Source organism: Bailinhaonella thermotolerans (assembly GCF_003594875.1).
Lineage (GTDB): Bacteria > Actinomycetota > Actinomycetes > Streptosporangiales > Streptosporangiaceae > Bailinhaonella > Bailinhaonella thermotolerans.
In genome coordinates this window covers 377,751-393,900 of sequence record NZ_QZEY01000001.1, presented here as the reverse complement: position 1 = coordinate 393,900, position 16,150 = coordinate 377,751, and the positions used below count along the sequence as shown (strand labels likewise).

Sequence of the window (16,150 nt, the reverse complement as noted above, 5' to 3'; positions counted from 1 at the left end):
ATCGGTCATCGAGGGGGAGGAGCCGAGAGGGCCGGCCGGTCCTGCCGTGGCGCGGCTATTGTCGGGGCGTGGCAGTCCGTCCCCGAACCCGCCTCCTGCCGTGAGCGAGTGGGGCGATCGCGTCGAGGGCCGGCCGAGCCCCTGGTCGTCCGGGGTGCTGGTCACGCCCGACGGGCGGATATGGCGCGCTCGGCGGGGCGACGCCGACCTGCGCGTGGCCGACCGGCTCATCCGCCGGCCGGACGTCCCGTTCGTGGTGGGCTGGTCCGGCGGCTTCGAGCCCGCCTTCGTCTCGGCGGAGGAACGGGCCGGGCTGTGGCGCGACCTGCGGCGGAGCTTCGCCGGCCCAGGATCGCGCGGGATCCCCGGCACGCCCTCCTACCGGGCCACCTGGTTCGCCTGCGAGGACGGCGGCGAGCTGATCTACCTGGAAGAGCACTGCTGAACGGCGGTCGGATGGGGGTGGTGCCGGTGTTGATCACTGGAGGTGGGTGGCCGGGCTTCGGGGCCCGCGGACCGGCCGGAGACACTCGTGAGCATCCGTACGACTCATCGCGCTCTGCTCATCCGGCTGCTCCCCGGCCACGAACCGGACGACCTCGCGGTACGCCGGGGGCGGTTCCACATCGTGATCATCGGCTCCGGCCGCGTCGTATGCCTGCCCCGCACCCGGGCGGCGGCCGCCCGCCTTCCCCGGCGCGCGGCCGCACTGCGGGCACTCGCCGGCCTCGAGCTGGGCTTCCGCACTCCTGAGCCGCTGCTCCAGGGCGGCGCCCACGGTGGCGACGAGGTGCCGTTCCTGGTACTCGGCCGCATCCCAGGGGAGCCGCTGGAGGCCGACGCCCTCAACGATGCCCGAAACGCGGCCTTCGCTGGGAAGGTCGCTGTTAGGCTGCGGTGTCCATGACCTTCGACACCGCGGTGACCTGTGCGTGCTGCGGGCGGCCACTGTACGACACGGACCGGATCGACATGCGGTTCGGACTGCCCGACATCGCCCTGGACCTCCCCGAGTCCGCGCGCGAGAAGGTGAACGGCGGGCTGCTGCGCGTCCGCGGGCACGGCTGCTTCGCCCGCTGCCTGCTCCCGGTGCGGCTGTCCGGTGGACTGGAGCTCGTCCTGGGCACCTGGATGGAGATCGGCGAGGAGGATCTGGAGCACGCCCGCGCGGTGTGGGACGACGACGCCGCGTACGGCGAGCTGGTGCTCACCGGGACCCTGGCCAACGCCGTCAAGCCGTGGGGCGAGGCGCGGGGCGCCCGCCTGACCGCCGTGGTGCGCGACCCGGAGGAGATCCCCGTACGTCGCGGACAGCGATGACGAGCGGCTCGCGCAAGTGCTGGGCACGGTCTGGGACCGTCACCACGTGCTGAGCCACTTCGGGCATCCGCTGCCGGTGCCGATCCGGCAGCGGCTGGACGAGCACTGGGTCATCGAGCGCAGCGCGGGCCTGGCCTCTCGCGTGGTCGAGGGCACCAGCCAGTTCGCCGGGCCGGGCCGTACGGTCCTCGCCGACCTGTACACCGCGCCCCGGTCCGCGGCCGAGCTGATCGCGTCGTTCACCGGCGAAGCGCCGCGCGTCGCCGAGGACCATCGGATCACCGAAGAGGTCCCGGGCGGATCGCGGCACGCCTTCTGGCTCACCGCCACGGTCGAAGGCCGAGAACGGCACGAGCTGTACGGCTTCACCGCACACGACGGGCGGATCCTCGCCGTCGCCTGTATGTACGACAACCCCGACGACCTGGCCTGGGCCCAGCACGTATGGCGCTCGGCGACCCTGACCCCCCACACGCCCCGGCACCAGCCCTCCGGCTAAGACGGCGGCGCCCGCTCACCCGGGCTGAGCGAGACGAGCACGCCGCACGTGCTCCCGGGCCAGGCCGGTGAGCGGGGCCTCCTGGTTGGTTGGGCGAGGGGGCGACGTTGTCGTGGGCCCGCGGGCCCCGCGACCGAGAGATCAGGCGAAGACCGCCCCGGTCTCGGTGAAGAGGGCGTTGAGGACGCGCAGGGCGCGCCATGCCTTGGTCATGCCGAACTGGGCGGAGAACCGGACGACGGCGCGGACGTCGTCGGGGGTGGCTCCGCCGCCGAGGGCGCGGGTCACGTGAGCGCGCAGGCTCTCGTCCAGCGTCTGGTAGAGCACATCGACGGTGATCGTGGCGAACGCCCGCTCGCGCACGCTCAGCCGCCGGATGCCCGCCCGCATCCGCGACTGCAGGTCCATGTAGTCGGCGAAGGGGGCGTCGAGGTCGCGTACGGCCTGCCGCATCGGCGCCGGGATCGGGCTGCCCGAACCTTCGGCGTCCACCTCGTGACCCGGTCCGGCGGGGCCGGTGAGGCCCTGCTCCCGTTCGATCTCGGCCAGGCGGGCGAGCGCGGCCAGCGCCGCGGGGTAGCCGCTGTCGTAGGAGATGAAACGCAGCAGTTCCCGCAGGTCGTCGCGGGACAGGCCGTGATCCAGGCCCATGCGCGCGTGGTGCTCGAACGGCAGGCCAAGGGTCTGCTGGCAGACGTCGGCGACGATGCTCAGCAGGATCTTCTCCCGCGTGGTGAGTTCGGGGATCTCCTCCCACACCTTGCGGTCGGTGGCGGCGCTCATCTCGGCGAAGACCGGGTCGAGCGCCTGGGTGCGAGTCTGGAGTGCGAGGTTCATGGTCATCCTCAGTAAGTGAACGGCTGTAGCGCTACGACTGTAGGGCAACAGTTGTCCGGATACAATGGCGAACCATGGACAGGACTTCATCCGCCCGGGGCGGCGGCCGGGGCCGCAACCCGCGCGGCCAGGGCGATCGGCTGCGCGAGGACATCCTGGGCGCCGCCCTCAGGCTGCTGGACGAGCTCGGCGACGACCAGGCCCTGTCCATGCGGGCGGTGGCGCGCGAGGTCGGCGTCGCGGCCACGTCGGTGTACATCCATTTCGCGGACCGGGACGCCCTCGTCCTGGCCGCGCTGGAGCGCTTCCACCACGATCTCGTCCAGGCCGTCGACCGGGCCGAGTCCGGCGCCGCCGATCCGGTCGGCAGGCTGCGCGCACGTGTCCTCGTGCTCGGCGCGTGGGTCCAGCGGCATCCGGGCCTGTACAAGGTGCTCCATGAGAGCACCCTCAACCAGCGCGTCGCCATGCCGTTCAAGCAGGCCCTGGCCGAAGGCACCACCGCCGCGATCCAGCGGTGCATGGACGCCGGGCTCGCTCCCGCCGACGACGCCGCGACGGTGTCGCTGGACCTCCGGGCGGCCGTCCACGGCGCCGTGTCGATGCGCGTCAACCAGCCCGCCGTCCCCTGGCCGCCGCTGGAGGAGCAGGTCGACCGCTTCATCGTCAAACTCGTCGGAGCCGCACCGGCGCCGGCCTGAACGCTCGAAGAGGCGGCGGCCATCCGCCGGGCCAGGGGAGGACTGAGACCGGCGTGGGCCGGAGTCCGGCGGCCGGCCGACCGAGCCAGGGGGTACAGCCGGTGCGGGGGCGGTCAGTTCCTGTTGAGGAAGGTGGCCAGGTCGGTGGCGATCTCGGTGGGGTGTTCGCCGTTGATCGCGTGGGAGGCGTGGGGGTAGAACCTGACGGTTCCGCCGTGGAGGGCGCGCTGGGCGACCTGGCGGGAGGTGGCGGGGTCGTGCATCACCGACTTGCCGGCCAGGATCGCCAGGACCGGGACCTTCAGGCCGCGCAGCGCGTTCTCGGGGATGCGGGTCGGCTGCGGCAGGTGCAGGGTGTAGTTCTTCATGCCGGACTCGATCATGTCCGCGACCGGGACGTCCTTCACCGGGGCGCCGCCCGCCGTGTAGGAGTTGAACGCGTCGCGCCAGGACTTCGGGAGCCAGGGGACCGAGGCGGGGATGGCGCGGATCGCCGTGCCGACCGGGATGTCGGAGAAGGTGTAGACCGGGTCGATCAGCGTCAGCGTGGCGACGTGCCGCGGCCGGTGGACGGCCAGGTTCGTCGCCGTCCAGCCGCCGATCGACAGGCCGACGACGTGGAAGGACTTCTCCGGCAGCCGCGCGAGCACCTGGTCCAGCCACGCCGCCTGGTCCGCGTCGGAGGTGATCGGGATCTCCTGGACGCTGCGGCCGGGCTCGCCCAGCAGGTCGATCGTGTAGACGTCGCCGACCTTGAGCAGGTGGGGGAGGTTGCCGCCCCAGACCGGTGACCCCGACGCCCTGCCGGGCAGGAGCACCAGCGGCTCGGCGCGACCGGGGTGGCCTTCGTACCGGTAGGCGCGCACGACCCCGAAGTCGGTGCGCACGTCGAGGGTGCGGGAGGGCCGGGGCATGTCGGCCATCGCCTTGCCGTACGCCGCAAGGTAGTCGGCCTGGCCCCGGGCGCTGGCCCAGTGCCCCACGGTGGACGGGCTGCGCAGGGCGAAGGCCAGGGCCACGGCCGCGACGACGAGGACGCCGGCGACGATCTTCAGCGCCCGGCGGCGCGCGCGTGTGCCTCGCCCGCGCGGCGGATCGGCCCTGGACGCCCCGGTGTCAGGCCGGTCTCGCTCGGCGTCGCCACTCATCGGAACCTCCCGGCTGAACGATGGTCAGTTTTTTGACCTCTGTTCAGAAGCATACGTCGCGATGCGATAGCGTCGGGCCATGGCACCACGGCGTACGGCACCGCATACCCAGGACAGGCCGCTCAGCCTCATCGAGCAGGCCCGGCGTGATCAGCTCATCCAGATCACGATCGACCTGGTGTCCGAGTACGGCTACGCCGCCACCTCGCTGACGCGGATCGCGCAGACGGCCGGGATCACCAAGGGCGCGGTGCTGTACCACTTCGCCTCCAAGGACGCGGTCGTGGCGGCGGCGCACGAACGCGTGCTCGGCCTGCTCGTGGCCGACGTCGAGGCGGCGATCGCCGCGGTGCCGGCCGACCGGGCCCCGGCCGCCTACGTGCGCCGGATGGTCGGTCACCTCGCCGAACGGCCCGGCCACACCCGCATGCTCGTGGGGGCGATCACCAACGGCGACGTCCCCGATCCGTCGGTCCGCTGGAAACCTCTCGCGGCCCTCCTCCAGGAGGCCCGGCGGGCCCGGGGCCTGGGCCCGGGCCCCGACCCGCGTACGCTGGCGATCATCGTGGGCGGAGCGATCGACGGGATCATCGGCGAGCACATGCGGGACCCCGGCTACGACGCCCCGGCCGCCGCCGAAGCGCTCATCACGATGCTGGAGACCACCCTGTTCGCGTGACTCCGCCGGCGGCGGGCAAGCCGGTCAGGAAGCGGAGGGGCGAGCAGACCGGTCAGGAGCTGGGGTGCCGCCCAAGACCGCGCGGAGAGGTTCGTGGGCGCGGACGGTCTGATTTTGTCGGAGGCCCCCGATAGGGTGCGGCAGCCAGATCCACCCCCTCCCCGGGAGAAACTCCGTGGACATCCTGCTCATCGCCGGCCTGTGGTTCGACGGATCCGCATGGGACGACGTCGTACCCGAACTCACCGCGCTCGGCCACCGCGCCGTGCCGCTCACCCTCCCGGGCCAGGGCGACGGAGCCGCCTCCGCGACGCTCGACGACCAGCTCGCGGCGGTGCTCGCGGCCGTTGACGCGGCGCACGGGAGGCCCATGGTGGTGGGGCACTCCGTGGCGGCGAGCCTGGCCTGGCTGGCCGCCGACGCGCGGCCGGAGAAGGTGTCCAAGGTCGTCATGATCGGCGGCTTCCCCGCCGCCGACGGGGGGACTTACGCCGATCACTTCCCGATCGGCGACGGCGTCATGCCCTTCCCCGGCTGGGGTCCGTTCGAAGGGCGGACGCCGCCGACCTGGACGAGGAGACGCGGGCCCGCCTGGCCTCCGCCGCCATCCCCGTCCCCGAGGCGGTCGCCAGGGGAGTCGTACGCCTGAGCGACGAGCGCCGCTTCGACGTCCCCGTCGTGGTCGTGTGCCCCGAGTTCACCCCCGACCAGGCCCGGAAGTGGATCGCCGCCGGGGAGAGCCCCGAGCTGGCCCGCGCCACCCACGTCGACTACGTGGACCTGGACTCGGGCCACTGGCCGATGGCCACCCGCGCCCGCGACCTCGCCCGCCTCCTGTCCCGGGCGGCCGGCGGATAGGCACTGGCCCGAGGCGTTGATCAGCGATATGTCGTCGCGGGGTGAGCAGAGAGGTCTCTTCGGGGGTGAGGCCCTGGGCTCACTCCCCGACCTGTCCGCGCGGGTTCGAGTCCGCGAAGCCGGCGAGCAGTTCCCGCAGCAGGCCGGCGAGCTGGCGGCGGTGTTCGGGTGGCAGGTGGCTGATGAGGTCGTCCTCGGAGGTGAGCAGGTCGGCGACGACACGGTCGAGCAGTTCGTTGCCCGCCTGGGTGAGGGTGACGGCGCGTGCGTGGTAGCCCGACCCGGCGGTGGTGCGTTCGACCAGCCCGGCCCTGGCCGCTCGCTCCACCCGCTGGGTGATCGCGCCGCGTGAGACCCTGCACGCCTCGGCCAGCTCGCCCGGGCTCATCCGGTACGGCGTGCCGGAGCGCCGCAACGTGGACAGCAGGTCCAGCGTCGCCACGTCCACGCCCAGTCGTGCCAGGGTGCGGCGCCGCTCGTCGCCGAACACCTTGGCGGCCCACCAGATCCGGGTGATGACGCCGATCGACTCGACCGGGACCCCTGGCAACTCCCGCAGCCACGCATCCTGAATGTCATCGGCGCCGTCGCGAGCCGCCCCGCCGGCCTCGGTGGCGCCGGGGGCGTCGGTGGCGTCGGTGGCGTCGGTGGCGTCGTCGCGCGGCGGCTCAGCGGCCACGCTCGGCTCCGCCGTTCACCTGGATGACCTGCGCGGTGATGTGCCCGCCGCCGGGCGAGGCGAGCCAGTGCACGGTCTCGGCGACGTCCCGCGGCGTGCCGGCCCTGCCGGTGCTGGTCTGCGCGACCAGCCTCGCGCGCCGCTCGTCGCTCAGGCCGTCGCCGAAGAACTCGGTGTCCTGGATGAACCCGGGCGCGACCACGTTGACCGTGATGCCGCGCGGCCCGAGCTCGGCGGCCAGGTCGAACGCGTACGGGTGCAGGGCCGCCTTCATCGGCCCGTACGAGTTGCCGCCCGACCCGCGGATGGCCGCGATCGAGCTGAGGAAGACGATCCGCCCGGACGGGTTGAGCAGGTCACGGAACGCCTCGGTCGGGAGTACGGCCGTCAGCACGTTGGCCCGGAAGTTGGCGGTCCACCGCCGCTCGTGGTCGCCGCCGCCCGGTTCGACGTTGCCGCCGGCGTTGTTGACCAGCACGTCGATGGCGCCGAAGCGGCCGGCCAGGTCGGCGCGTATCCGCTCGACCTCGGCCGGCTCGCTCAGGTCGGCCGGCAGCGCGACGGCGCCGATCTCCTCGGCCGCCCGTTCCAGCACGTCGGCCCGGCGGCCGATGACCACGACCCGGTCCCCGTCGGCCGCGAATCGCGCCGCCACCGCCTTCCCGATGCCGGTGCCGCCGCCACTGACCACGATCGTGCGCGCCATATCGATCCCCCTAACTTTAGACCTAAACTCAAGCTAGCACGGCAACCGGATGACCGTGAACGCAAACCGGCACGACACGGATCGTGCATCGGCCCCCACGACGACGCGACGGACCACAGCGGCCCCGCCCTCTGCCATCACGTGGTACGGCCGACCGCCCTGGCCGGGCCGGGGGATGTCGCGCCGAGGACGTTTTCCGTACAGTCGGGGCCGAGATCGTTTGCCGGATGCGATCTGCGTGGAGGTGCCGATGGCCGCTGACCCGACGATGGAGCGGATCGGGCAGGGGGTGGAGTTGCATCACGGCCGGGGGGAGCGGGAGGCCGCCCGGGAGTTGTTCGCGCGGATCTGGGATGACATCGGCGGTGAGGGGGGCGACCCGCTGCATGTGGGCGTGCTGGCCCACTCGATGGCCGATGTGCAGGACGACGTGCGGCAGGAACTGATGTGGGATCTGCGGGCGCTGGCCGCCGCTGGACGGGTCACCGATGAGCGGGTGGCCGAGGCGGGGGTGCCGCTCTCGGTCGCGGGCCTGTATCCGTCGCTGCACCTGAACATCTGCGACTGCTACCGGAAGCTGGGCGATCTCGACCGGGCCCGGGAGCACCTCCGGCGGGCGCGGGACGGGATGGGCGCGCTCGGCGACGACGAGTACGGGCGGCTGATCAGGGACGGCCTGGAGCGGCTGGCCGGGCAACTGGGCGAGCCCGCCTGACCGCGCCCCGTGGGCCGAAAGCCGCGTCCCGCGGGCCGAAAGCCGCGTCCCGCCGCCAGAGCCGCGTCCCGCAGGCCGCCGGGCCCCGCCGCCGGTCGGGGCCTCGCCGGCCGTACGTCCGCGTCTGTCAGGTCAGGTCAGGTCAGGACGCAGCGGGTGCCGGTGAAGATGGTCGGCATGCACTTGTTGCAGTGGATGCACAGGGAGGGCGTGGCGGGGTCGGCCTGGATGCGGTTGACCAGGTCGGGCTCGCGCAGGAGCGCGCGGGCCATGGCGACGAACTCGAAGCCCTCGGCCATCGCCAGGTCCATCGTCGAACGCCGGGTGACGCCGCCGAGCAGGATGAGCGGGAGCTTGAGCGCGGCGCGGAACTGGCGGGCGCTGTCGAGCAGGTACGCCTCCCGGTAGGGATAGGCGCGGAGGAACCGCTCACCGGCGAGCTTGACGCCCAGCCGTACGGGCTGCCTGAAGACGGCGGCGAACTCGGTGACCGGCGCGTCGCCCCGGAAGAGGTACATCGGGTTGAGCAGGGAGCTCCCGGCGGTCAGCTCCAGGGCGTCCACGCTGCCGTCGCGTTCGAGCCACTGGGCGACCCGCAGGCTCTCGTCCAGCCACAGGCCGCCGGGCACGCCGTCGTCCATGTTCAGTTTGGCCAGTACGGCGATGCGGCCGCCGACCGCGTCGCGTACGGCGCGGGCGGCGCCGAGGGCGACCTTGGCGCGGTTGGCCAGCGAGCCGCCGTACTGGTCGCGGCGCTTGTTGAGCCTGGGGGAGAGGAACGAGCTGGCGAAGTAGTTGTGGCCCAGGTGGATCTCGACGGCGTCGAAGCCGGCCTCGACGGCCAGTTCGGCGGCGGTCGCGTGGGCGGCGATGACGCGCTCGATGTCGGCGGCCGTGGCGCGGCGGGTCAGCCGCGCGGCCTGGGGGTTGAACCTGGCCGAGGGGGCCAGGGCGGGCGCGCGGTTGGACCTGGGGTCGGCCACCGGCCCGGCGTGGCCGATCTGGGCGGAGGCGGCGGCGCCCTCGGCGTGCACGGCGTCGGTGAGGCGGCGCAGCCCCGGCACGGCCTCCGGGCGCATCCAGATCTGGTTGCGCCCGGTGCGGCCCTCGGGCGCGACGGCGCAGTAGGCGACCGTCGTCATGGCGACCCCGCCCGCGGCGTGCCGCCGGTGGAACTCGATCAGGTCGTCCCCGGCGAGGGCGCCCCTGGTCATGCCCTCGAAGGTGGCGGCCTTGAGGATCCGGTTGCGCAGGGTGAGCGGGCCGAGCCGGGCGGGCTCGAACACGGCGGGAGGGCTGGCGTCCTTGGGCATGTCCACCGACTCCTGACGCTCGAACATATTTCAATCACTGATTGAATACCGCGCCGATCACGTGTGGTGCAATATCGGGCATGACGGAGGACTCCCCATCGACCCGTGACCGGCTGCTGGCCGCGGCCGAGCGGCTGTTCCTGCTCAAGGGGGCCGAGCAGGTGTCGGTGCGCGCCATCAACGCCGAGGCGGGTCTGAACCCCGGCGCGGTGCACTACCACTTCGGGTCCCGGGAGGGCCTGATCGCGGCCCTCCTGGAGCGGGAACTGCTGCCGCTGTGGGCGGACCGGCTGGAGGAGATCGCCCGCCGCTCCCGGTCCGGGGGCGCGGAGCTCGACGTCGCCGAACTGGTCGCGGCCATCGTCGAGCCTTTCGACCGGCTGGCGCGCACCGAGAAGGGGCGCATGCTGTGCCACCTGCTGGCCCGTACGGCGCTGCCGGCGGGGGGCGTGCCGAACGCGGTCTCCGCCTGGTTCGGCGCCGCGCCCTTCGAGGCCATGCTCGCCCGCGCCCTGCCGTACCTGCCGGTCCGCGAGGTGGCCACGCGCTGGCGGCTCGCCTTCACCCTGCTCCTTGAGGTGTACGGCCGCGCCCTGGCCCCGAACCCCACCGCTCCGTCCCCGCTCCCGGACCCGGCCACGGTGGCCGCCTTCATCACCGCCGGCCTGACCGCCCCGTCCCCGCACCGGGCCTGAGCGGGGCGTGATCCGCGGCCTCGCGCGGCCGGAGCCGGGCGGCGCCGTACACGTCGCGGGGATTCCCGGCGGCGCGGTCGCGCGGGAATCAAAACAAGATCTTCGGTGGTTGGCGGATGACATGACCATCAGAAGGGAGCCGTGATGGCCGCCGCGGCCGCCGGCGCCGTCTCCGGGAACCTCGCCGGAGCCGCGCCCGCGCGAGCCGGGCTCCCCGGACCCGGCGGCCGCCGCCGGGCGGGTCACCTCCCGCGAGGCCGCTTCCCCCGGCCCGGTACGGCGGGCGCGGCCGCCCCGCCGTACGGGGACCGGCTCACTGTAAGGAGCACCATGCACCGTCCGCCGCCGCCCTTCCCCGCCGAGACCGCTAAGTCCGCCGAGACCGCCCGGAGGGGCCGGCCCGCCGCCCGTGTCCTTGCGGCGCGCGAGCGGGACGGCGTGCTGCCGGGGGCGCGGGCATGAGCAGGTTCGCCCAGCTCGCCTTCACCGACGGCGTCGTCGCGCACCAGAAGGCGCACGGCAGCGACCGCGCCTACCGCCGCGCGCTGGAGGGGCCGGGCGAGCCCGACCGGCTCGGGCCCGACGAGCGCGCCTTCATCGCCGAGCGCGACAGCTTCTACCTGGCCACGGTCGGCGAGACCGGCTGGCCGTACATCCAGCACCGGGGCGGCCCGCGGGGGTTCCTCAAGGTGCTGGACGACCGGACGCTCGGGTTCGCCGACTTCCGGGGCAACCGGCAGTACATCACGCGCGGCAACCTCGACCACGACGACCGAGTCGCGCTGTTCCTGATGGACTACGCCAATCAAGTCCGGCTCAAGGTGCTCGGGCGCGCCCGCGTGGTGGAGGACGACCGGTCGCTGGCGGTGACGGGTTACCCCGCCAAGGTTGAGCGCGCCGTCCTGATCCAGGTCGAGGGGCTCAACTGGAACTGCCATCAGCACATCCCCCAGTTGTTCCCGCGCGACGCCGTCGAGGAGGCCCTCGGCCGCCTGCGGGACCGGATCGCCGAACTCGAACGGGAGAACGCCCGCCTGCGCGGCGCGACGCCGTAGCGGCCCCCCGGGCGCCCGCCTCCCGGCGCGCGGGGGCGGGCGCTCGGCCCCCGGCCTCAACCCTCGGCCTCGGCCCCCGGCCTCAACCCTCGGCCTCGGCCCCCGGCCTCAACCCTCGGCCTCGGCCCCCGGCCTCAGCCCTCGGCGTGCAGGCTCATGACGTAGACCTCGCCGTCGTCCTCGAAGAGCGCGACCCGGTCGACGCCGTCGTCCAGGAGGTCCCGCCACACCTGGCCGATCCAGCTCTCGGCGTCCGCCTGGGAGGTGAAGGACCCCGGTTCGACCGCGGGGGTAACCTCGCCGCCGTCGGCCGCCTCGAACCGCCACGTCCACGCCATCTCCGGACCTCCCTCATCCAGCACGCCCGCCGTCCCTGTCACCACCCGTGCGAGGTCACGATCCGCGTGAGGCCCAGGGCGCGGGCCATGATCCCGCCCCGTGGTGCTACCCCGCCGCCCTCGCCCGCAAGCGGCCCGCGCCCTCGTCATCTCTCGCCCACGGCCGTGGCCTTGGCCGTACGGCCCCGGCGGGGCGGGGCATGGCCGTATGGCGTCAGCGCAGCGCGCGGGGGCGGGCCAGGCGGGTGACGGCTGCGACCGCGGGGGACAGGCGGGCGGCCAGGTTGCGGGCCGCGACTCCGGCGCGGGTGGCGGGGACGAGGAGGGCGGCGGCGAGGCCGACGGTGCGCCGCTTGGGCCCGGCCAGGCGGCGGTGTGCCGACTCGTAGCGGCGGAAGGCGGCGGCGGGGTCGCGCGGGGTGGCGGCGAGTTCCCGGGCGAGGGTGTGCGCGCCCGCGATGGCCAGGGACGATCCGTCGCCGAAGAGGGACACGCACGAGGCGGCGTCGCCGAGCAGCGCGACCCGGCCGGCCGACCAGCGCGGCAGCGCGACCTCGCTCACCGAGTCGAAGAAGAGGTCGTCGGCGGCGCGCACCCGGTCCAGGAGTTCGGGGGCGCGCCAGCCCACGTCCGCGAACGCCGCGGCCAGCAGCCGCTTGTGCCGCTCGGTGTCGTGGTGGTCGAGGCCGGGCTCCTCGGGTGCGCGGTAGAGGAAGAACGCCCCGTCGCCCGCGGGCGTGGGGCTCACGGCCACGCACCTGCCCGGGGTGTTGTGCATGAGGATGTCGCGCCCGGCGCCGCGCCCGCCGGCGCGGGGGGGCAGGGTGGCGACGTAGAGGCCCAGGTGCTCGAAGCGGCCGCCGGCCCCGAACGCGAGCCGCCGCGTGACCGAGTGCAGGCCGTCCGCGCCGATCACGACGTCGAAGCGGCGTGGCGCGGCGCGTTCGAAGGCGACCTCGACCCCGTGGTCGTCCTGGGCGAGGCCGGTGATGGTGTCACCGAAGAGGTACTCGGCGTCGTCGCGGCTCGCCTCGTACAGGATCGCCGCCAGGTCGCCGCGCGGGATCTCCACCTCGCCCGGCCGCTGCACCACGCTCATGGGCAGCCGCGCGAGGCGGCGTCCGGCGGTGTCGACGAAGGTGAGGCCGGTGGTGCCGGTGGCCGCCTCGCGCAGCCGGGGCGTGATGCCCATGCGCTCGGCGACGCGCGCCGCCGGGCCGCGCACGTCCACGGGATTGCCGCTGGAGCGCGGGGAGCGGGCGTATTCCACGACGGTCACGCGGTGGCCGTGACGGGCCAGCCAGTAGGCGAGGGTCGGCCCGGCCACGCCGGCGCCGGAGATCAGAACGCTCAGCTCGCGCATGCCGTCTCCTCTAAGTGGAGGAATTTCCTCCGTATGGTTGGACGGTAGGCTAAGCGGAGGAAATTCGTCAACTTCTGGTTCCGGGGTGGATGTGGACGCTGAGAACGGCGCGGCGGGCGACGGGCTGCGCGCCGACGCGCGGCGCAACCGCGATCTGATCGTCGCCGCCGCGCGGGAGTTGTTCCTGGAGAAGGGCCTGGACGTGGCGCTGGAGGAGGTCAGCCGGCGGGCGGGCGTCGGGATCGGCACGCTCTACCGGCGGTTCCCCGATCGCGAGGCCCTGCTCCGCGGCGTCGCCGAGGACAACCTGCGCCGCCTGGTGGAGCTGGCGGAGACCGCCTCCCGCGAGGAACCGGACGCCTGGCACGGCCTGTGCCGCTTCCTGCGCGGCTGCGCCGACCTGCGGATGGGCGAGCTGTCGGCCAAGCTGGAACCCCGGCTGCACCAGCGGATCCGCGCCGGCGAGGGCCTTTCGGGCCGGCGGCGGCGCGTGATGGACGCCCTGCTCCGCATGATCGCCCAGGCGCAGGCGGACGGCGACCTGCGCCCCGACGTCGGCCCGGTCGACATCGCCCTGCTGATGACGGTCCACGTCTACACCCCGCCGCACATGCCCGCGGGCCAGGCCGCCGGCCGCGTCGTCGAGATCATGCTGAACGGCCTGCGCCCGGGCCCGGCCCTCCCCGGCGCGGCGCTCCCCGAGGCCGACCTCCTGCGTTACATCGACCCGGGCGCCGACGGCCCGTGACACCGGGGCCCGCCCCTGGTGTCACGGCGGGGACGCCCGGCGCCGCCAGGGGACGCGGGGGAGGGCCCCGGCGTCAGACGACGTCGATGTTGGCCATCATGGCCATGTCCTCGTGCTCCAGGTTGTGGCAGTGGACGACGTAGCGGCCGCGGAAGCCGGCGAAATGGACGAGGATCTGGACCACCTCGTACGGACGGACGTCCACGGTGTCCTTCCACCCGGCGTCCGAGGGCCGGGGCGGGCGGCCGTTGCGGCTCAGCACCTGGAAGTGCCCGAGGTGCACGTGCACCGGGTGATGGAAGTCCGAGGTCAGGGTCCACAGCTCCGTCGTGCCGAGCTCGGGCGCGGCCAGCGCCGTGCCCGGGTCGAACGGCAGCCCGTTGACCGTCCACCGCGCGCCGTGCGGCCCGGGCCCGCCGAGCCGGAAGTCGAAGCGGCGCCGCCGTACGGCATCGCGCGGGGTCAGGGTCCGCACCCGGGCCAGCCGGGCGGGCACGGCGCTGTCGTCTCCGGCCCGCCGTACGACGTCGAAGCGCATGACCTCGCGCGTCCGCCCGGCGCCGAGGCGGTTGCGCAGCACGACGCGGGTGCCCACGGGGTAGGCCCCGAAGTCCACGACGACGTCGGCGCGCTCGGCGCCGGCCAGCACCAGCCCGTCGAGCGGCCGCGGCCGCGACAGCAGGCCGATGTCGCCGCCGATCTGGGTGAACGCGGCCCCGGACGGCGGAGGCGGGTCGAGCCGCAGGTCCAGGCGGCGGGCGTTGCAGGCGTTGAGGAAGCGCAGCCGGTACCGCACGGCGGCGACCTCCGCCACGGGCCACGGCGCCCCGTTGACCAGCATCACGTCGCCCTCGACGCCCTGGTGGTGGGCGCCCGTCACGCCCGGCTCGCCGAGCAGCGCCGGATCGACGGACGGGTAGCGCAGCGCGCCGTCCTCCTCGAAGGCCCGGTCGCAGATCAGCAGCGGGATCTCCCGGTCGCCGCGGGGCAGGGGCAGCGCGTCCTCGGCCTCGTCGCGGATGAGGAACATGCCGGCCAGGCCCCGGTAGACCTGCGGCCCGGTGAAGTCCATGCGGTGGTCGTGGTACCAGAGCGTGGCCGCCGCCTGGCCGAGCGGGTACTCGTGGACGAAGGTCTCCCGCGCCGGCCGCCACGCCTCCGGCCGGCGCGCCCCGTGCCCGCCCTGCCCGGCCTGCCCGCCGTGCGCGCCCTGCCCGCCGTGGCCCGGCCGGAACCGGCCGGCCAGCCCGGACGGCACGACCAGGTGGGTGGGGTAGCCGTCCGAATCCGGGGGCGTCACGCCCCCGTGCAGGTGGGTGGACGTGGGCACCGGCAGGCGGTTGACCACGCGCACCCGGATCGGCCGCCCGGCGCGCACGTCGAACGTCGGCCCCGGGAAAACCCCGTCGTACCCCCACACCTCCGTCCGCGTGCCCGGGATGATCTCCACCCGCGCCGGGCGCTGGACGAGCTCGTACGACGTCCCGTCCGCGCCGGGACGCGCGACCGGCGGGACCGGCAGCGGCACGGCGAACGGCCGGGGGAGCGGGAGGCGGCTGGCCAGCGGCGCGCCGGCCCGCTCGGCGCCCGCGAGCCGGCAGCCGCCCGCCAGCGTGACGCCGGCGAGCGCGCCGAGGAGACCCCGCCGGGACAGGCCGCCCTCCGGCAGCCCGCGCCGGCCGGTCATCGCTCCGCTCCTCGCCGCGGGCGGCGCCGCCGTACCCCTGGCGACCAGACCGCGATGAGCAGGGCCACCGACAGCCCGAACAGCAGCACGCCCAGGGGGATGTGCAGCGCGACGGCCCGCGCGTAACCGGCCGCGGACTGCGCCTCCACCAGCACGAAACCCGCCACGCTCGCCCCGATGGGCCACGCCGGGCCCCGCCCCGGCCGCCACACCAGGATCGCGGCGACGACCTGGAAGAAGACCAGCGCGGCGAGGAACGACGCGATGGCGCCGTGCAGGCCCAGCATGCCGACGTCGCCGGTGACGAACAGCCCGGCCAGCACCGGCTGCGCCAGGACGAGCAGGGTGACGGCCAGCACGAGCCCGCGCAGCGACCACACCGCCCAGCCGGGCACGGCCGTCGCCGGCGCCCCGTCCACGGCCGGCGCGCCGCTCACGACCCGCCCCGCGACCTGCGCTCGATGATCACGCCGATGACCGCGCCGGAGATGCCGAGGACGGGCATCAGCATGCCGAGCAGGACCCCCACGCCGGTGGAGATCTCACCGCCGCCGCCGCCGACCAGCGGCCGGGCGATGGCCGAGGTCAGCAGGGCGCCGGCGATCAGGCCGAGGAACAGGCCGAGTACGGCCACGCCGAGTGTTCTCACGGTCCACGACGCTAGGCGGCCGCGCCCGCCCCGTCGTCCGGGCGGGGTGGACAGCCGGAGTCGACATCGGCGGTACGCCGCCCGCGGCGAGTACGTCCCATGACGACACCCACTCCTCCCACAGGCCCATTCCGGTCCGCCCGGTCCCCGCCCCGGCGGA

22 protein-coding genes are annotated in these 16,150 nt (G+C 74.3%); 12 read left to right on the top strand and 10 right to left on the bottom strand.

The window, feature by feature from the left end:
• Positions 1 to 100 precede the first annotated feature (100 nt).
• The 4 genes from D5H75_RS01885 to D5H75_RS01870 all read left to right on the top strand — a co-directional run bounded on the left by D5H75_RS01885 (position 101) and on the right by D5H75_RS01870 (position 1,819).
• Positions 101 to 445 carry a hypothetical protein gene (locus D5H75_RS01885; protein ID WP_119924542.1) on the top strand — a complete coding sequence of 115 codons (345 nt, stop codon included), beginning with the start codon at positions 101 to 103 and terminating at the stop codon, positions 443 to 445.
• Positions 446 to 532: 87 nt separating this feature from the next.
• A complete protein-coding gene (locus tag D5H75_RS01880) occupies positions 533 to 907 on the top strand; it encodes a phosphotransferase (protein ID WP_119924541.1) in 375 nt (124 codons plus the stop codon).
• Complete coding sequence (locus D5H75_RS01875) at positions 904 to 1,320, top strand: DUF2199 domain-containing protein (RefSeq protein WP_119924540.1); 417 nt, start codon at positions 904 to 906, stop codon at positions 1,318 to 1,320. Before D5H75_RS01880 ends, D5H75_RS01875 begins: the two co-directional genes overlap by 4 nt.
• 16 nt (positions 1,321 to 1,336) lie before the next feature.
• Positions 1,337 to 1,819, top strand: coding sequence for a hypothetical protein (locus D5H75_RS01870; RefSeq protein WP_119924539.1), 483 nt, complete (start codon positions 1,337 to 1,339; stop codon positions 1,817 to 1,819).
• 141 nt (positions 1,820 to 1,960) lie between these two features.
• Here the strand turns inward: D5H75_RS01870 and D5H75_RS01865 are convergent, their stop codons facing one another.
• Positions 1,961 to 2,656 carry a carboxymuconolactone decarboxylase family protein gene (locus D5H75_RS01865; RefSeq protein WP_119924538.1) on the bottom strand — a complete coding sequence of 232 codons (696 nt, stop codon included), beginning with the start codon at positions 2,654 to 2,656 and terminating at the stop codon, positions 1,961 to 1,963.
• A 74-nt stretch (positions 2,657 to 2,730) separates the two neighbouring features.
• Here D5H75_RS01865 and D5H75_RS01860 point away from each other — a divergent pair, with 74 nt between their 5' ends.
• Positions 2,731 to 3,357, top strand: coding sequence for a TetR/AcrR family transcriptional regulator (locus D5H75_RS01860; protein ID WP_119924537.1), 627 nt, complete (start codon positions 2,731 to 2,733; stop codon positions 3,355 to 3,357).
• Between the two features lie 113 nt (positions 3,358 to 3,470).
• Here D5H75_RS01860 and D5H75_RS01855 read toward each other — a convergent pair whose 3' ends face one another.
• Positions 3,471 to 4,505 (bottom strand): alpha/beta fold hydrolase, encoded by a 1,035-nt coding sequence (locus D5H75_RS01855; RefSeq protein WP_119924536.1) that lies wholly within the window; start codon positions 4,503 to 4,505, stop codon positions 3,471 to 3,473.
• A 79-nt stretch (positions 4,506 to 4,584) separates the two neighbouring features.
• Here D5H75_RS01855 and D5H75_RS01850 point away from each other — a divergent pair, with 79 nt between their 5' ends.
• The 3 genes from D5H75_RS01850 (at position 4,585) to D5H75_RS42665 (ending at position 6,042) form a co-directional block, all read left to right on the top strand.
• Positions 4,585 to 5,184, top strand: coding sequence for a TetR/AcrR family transcriptional regulator (locus tag D5H75_RS01850; protein WP_119924535.1), 600 nt, complete (start codon positions 4,585 to 4,587; stop codon positions 5,182 to 5,184).
• Positions 5,185 to 5,359: 175 nt separating this feature from the next.
• Positions 5,360 to 5,833: an alpha/beta fold hydrolase gene (locus tag D5H75_RS01845; protein ID WP_242453935.1), complete on the top strand. Its 474-nt coding sequence runs from the start codon at positions 5,360 to 5,362 to the stop codon at positions 5,831 to 5,833.
• A gap of 29 nt (positions 5,834 to 5,862) precedes the next feature.
• Positions 5,863 to 6,042, top strand: coding sequence for a hypothetical protein (locus tag D5H75_RS42665; RefSeq protein WP_242453934.1), 180 nt, complete (start codon positions 5,863 to 5,865; stop codon positions 6,040 to 6,042).
• 79 nt (positions 6,043 to 6,121) lie between these two features.
• On the opposite strand, the gene D5H75_RS01840 is transcribed toward D5H75_RS42665, so the two are convergent.
• Both D5H75_RS01840 and D5H75_RS01835 read right to left on the bottom strand, forming a co-directional pair.
• The gene (locus tag D5H75_RS01840; protein ID WP_119924534.1) at positions 6,122 to 6,721 is read right to left on the bottom strand and encodes a MarR family winged helix-turn-helix transcriptional regulator; all 600 of its coding nucleotides are present in this window, start codon (positions 6,719 to 6,721) and stop codon (positions 6,122 to 6,124) included.
• On the bottom strand, positions 6,711 to 7,427 hold the full coding sequence (locus tag D5H75_RS01835; RefSeq protein ID WP_119924533.1) for an SDR family NAD(P)-dependent oxidoreductase: 717 nt from the start codon (positions 7,425 to 7,427) through the stop codon (positions 6,711 to 6,713). Before D5H75_RS01835 ends, D5H75_RS01840 begins: the two co-directional genes overlap by 11 nt.
• 250 nt (positions 7,428 to 7,677) lie before the next feature.
• On the opposite strand from D5H75_RS01835, the gene D5H75_RS01830 reads away from it, so the two are divergent.
• Positions 7,678 to 8,142, top strand: coding sequence for a hypothetical protein (locus D5H75_RS01830; protein ID WP_119925174.1), 465 nt, complete (start codon positions 7,678 to 7,680; stop codon positions 8,140 to 8,142).
• A 137-nt stretch (positions 8,143 to 8,279) separates the two neighbouring features.
• Here D5H75_RS01830 and D5H75_RS01825 read toward each other — a convergent pair whose 3' ends face one another.
• A complete protein-coding gene (locus D5H75_RS01825; protein ID WP_277949910.1) occupies positions 8,280 to 9,482 on the bottom strand; it encodes an NADH:flavin oxidoreductase in 1,203 nt (400 codons plus the stop codon).
• Positions 9,483 to 9,535: 53 nt separating this feature from the next.
• Between D5H75_RS01825 and D5H75_RS01820 the strand changes: the two genes are divergently transcribed.
• The gene (locus D5H75_RS01820; protein ID WP_119924532.1) at positions 9,536 to 10,150 is read left to right on the top strand and encodes a TetR/AcrR family transcriptional regulator; all 615 of its coding nucleotides are present in this window, start codon (positions 9,536 to 9,538) and stop codon (positions 10,148 to 10,150) included.
• Positions 10,151 to 10,608: 458 nt separating this feature from the next.
• Positions 10,609 to 11,205, top strand: a complete 597-nt coding sequence (locus D5H75_RS01815; protein WP_119924531.1) for a pyridoxamine 5'-phosphate oxidase family protein — start codon at positions 10,609 to 10,611, stop codon at positions 11,203 to 11,205.
• Between the two features lie 134 nt (positions 11,206 to 11,339).
• Here the strand turns inward: D5H75_RS01815 and D5H75_RS01810 are convergent, their stop codons facing one another.
• Positions 11,340 to 11,543 (bottom strand): hypothetical protein, encoded by a 204-nt coding sequence (locus D5H75_RS01810; RefSeq protein ID WP_119924530.1) that lies wholly within the window; start codon positions 11,541 to 11,543, stop codon positions 11,340 to 11,342.
• A gap of 214 nt (positions 11,544 to 11,757) precedes the next feature.
• Positions 11,758 to 12,906, bottom strand: a complete 1,149-nt coding sequence (locus D5H75_RS01805; protein ID WP_119924529.1) for an FAD-dependent monooxygenase — start codon at positions 12,904 to 12,906, stop codon at positions 11,758 to 11,760.
• 85 nt (positions 12,907 to 12,991) lie between these two features.
• On the opposite strand from D5H75_RS01805, the gene D5H75_RS01800 reads away from it, so the two are divergent.
• Positions 12,992 to 13,654: a TetR/AcrR family transcriptional regulator gene (locus D5H75_RS01800; protein WP_202637733.1), complete on the top strand. Its 663-nt coding sequence runs from the start codon at positions 12,992 to 12,994 to the stop codon at positions 13,652 to 13,654.
• A gap of 73 nt (positions 13,655 to 13,727) precedes the next feature.
• Here D5H75_RS01800 and D5H75_RS01795 read toward each other — a convergent pair whose 3' ends face one another.
• From D5H75_RS01795 to D5H75_RS01785, 3 genes are read right to left on the bottom strand one after another with little or no spacing between them, the layout of a single operon-like run.
• Positions 13,728 to 15,341 (bottom strand): multicopper oxidase family protein, encoded by a 1,614-nt coding sequence (locus D5H75_RS01795; protein WP_119924527.1) that lies wholly within the window; start codon positions 15,339 to 15,341, stop codon positions 13,728 to 13,730.
• Positions 15,338 to 15,778 (bottom strand): hypothetical protein, encoded by a 441-nt coding sequence (locus tag D5H75_RS01790; protein ID WP_202637732.1) that lies wholly within the window; start codon positions 15,776 to 15,778, stop codon positions 15,338 to 15,340. The genes D5H75_RS01795 and D5H75_RS01790 overlap by 4 nt, the downstream gene beginning before the upstream one ends.
• The gene (locus D5H75_RS01785) at positions 15,775 to 15,990 is read right to left on the bottom strand and encodes a hypothetical protein (protein WP_202637731.1); all 216 of its coding nucleotides are present in this window, start codon (positions 15,988 to 15,990) and stop codon (positions 15,775 to 15,777) included. The genes D5H75_RS01790 and D5H75_RS01785 overlap by 4 nt, the downstream gene beginning before the upstream one ends.
• Positions 15,991 to 16,150 lie beyond the last annotated feature (160 nt).

Coding starts and splice junctions, on each gene's coding strand:
- D5H75_RS01820 (WP_119924532.1), top strand. CDS start 9,536: ATGACGGAGGACTCCCCATCGACCCGTGACCGGCTGCTGGCCGCGGCC.
- D5H75_RS01810 (WP_119924530.1), bottom strand. CDS start 11,543: ATGGCGTGGACGTGGCGGTTCGAGGCGGCCGACGGCGGCGAGGTTACC.
- D5H75_RS01830 (WP_119925174.1), top strand. CDS start 7,678: ATGGCCGCTGACCCGACGATGGAGCGGATCGGGCAGGGGGTGGAGTTG.
- D5H75_RS01805 (WP_119924529.1), bottom strand. CDS start 12,906: ATGCGCGAGCTGAGCGTTCTGATCTCCGGCGCCGGCGTGGCCGGGCCG.
- D5H75_RS01875 (WP_119924540.1), top strand. CDS start 904: ATGACCTTCGACACCGCGGTGACCTGTGCGTGCTGCGGGCGGCCACTG.
- D5H75_RS01855 (WP_119924536.1), bottom strand. CDS start 4,505: ATGAGTGGCGACGCCGAGCGAGACCGGCCTGACACCGGGGCGTCCAGG.
- D5H75_RS01795 (WP_119924527.1), bottom strand. CDS start 15,341: ATGACCGGCCGGCGCGGGCTGCCGGAGGGCGGCCTGTCCCGGCGGGGT.
- D5H75_RS01860 (WP_119924537.1), top strand. CDS start 2,731: ATGGACAGGACTTCATCCGCCCGGGGCGGCGGCCGGGGCCGCAACCCG.
- D5H75_RS01865 (WP_119924538.1), bottom strand. CDS start 2,656: ATGAACCTCGCACTCCAGACTCGCACCCAGGCGCTCGACCCGGTCTTC.
- D5H75_RS01850 (WP_119924535.1), top strand. CDS start 4,585: ATGGCACCACGGCGTACGGCACCGCATACCCAGGACAGGCCGCTCAGC.
- D5H75_RS01835 (WP_119924533.1), bottom strand. CDS start 7,427: ATGGCGCGCACGATCGTGGTCAGTGGCGGCGGCACCGGCATCGGGAAG.
- D5H75_RS01825 (WP_277949910.1), bottom strand. CDS start 9,482: ATGTTCGAGCGTCAGGAGTCGGTGGACATGCCCAAGGACGCCAGCCCT.
- D5H75_RS01815 (WP_119924531.1), top strand. CDS start 10,609: ATGAGCAGGTTCGCCCAGCTCGCCTTCACCGACGGCGTCGTCGCGCAC.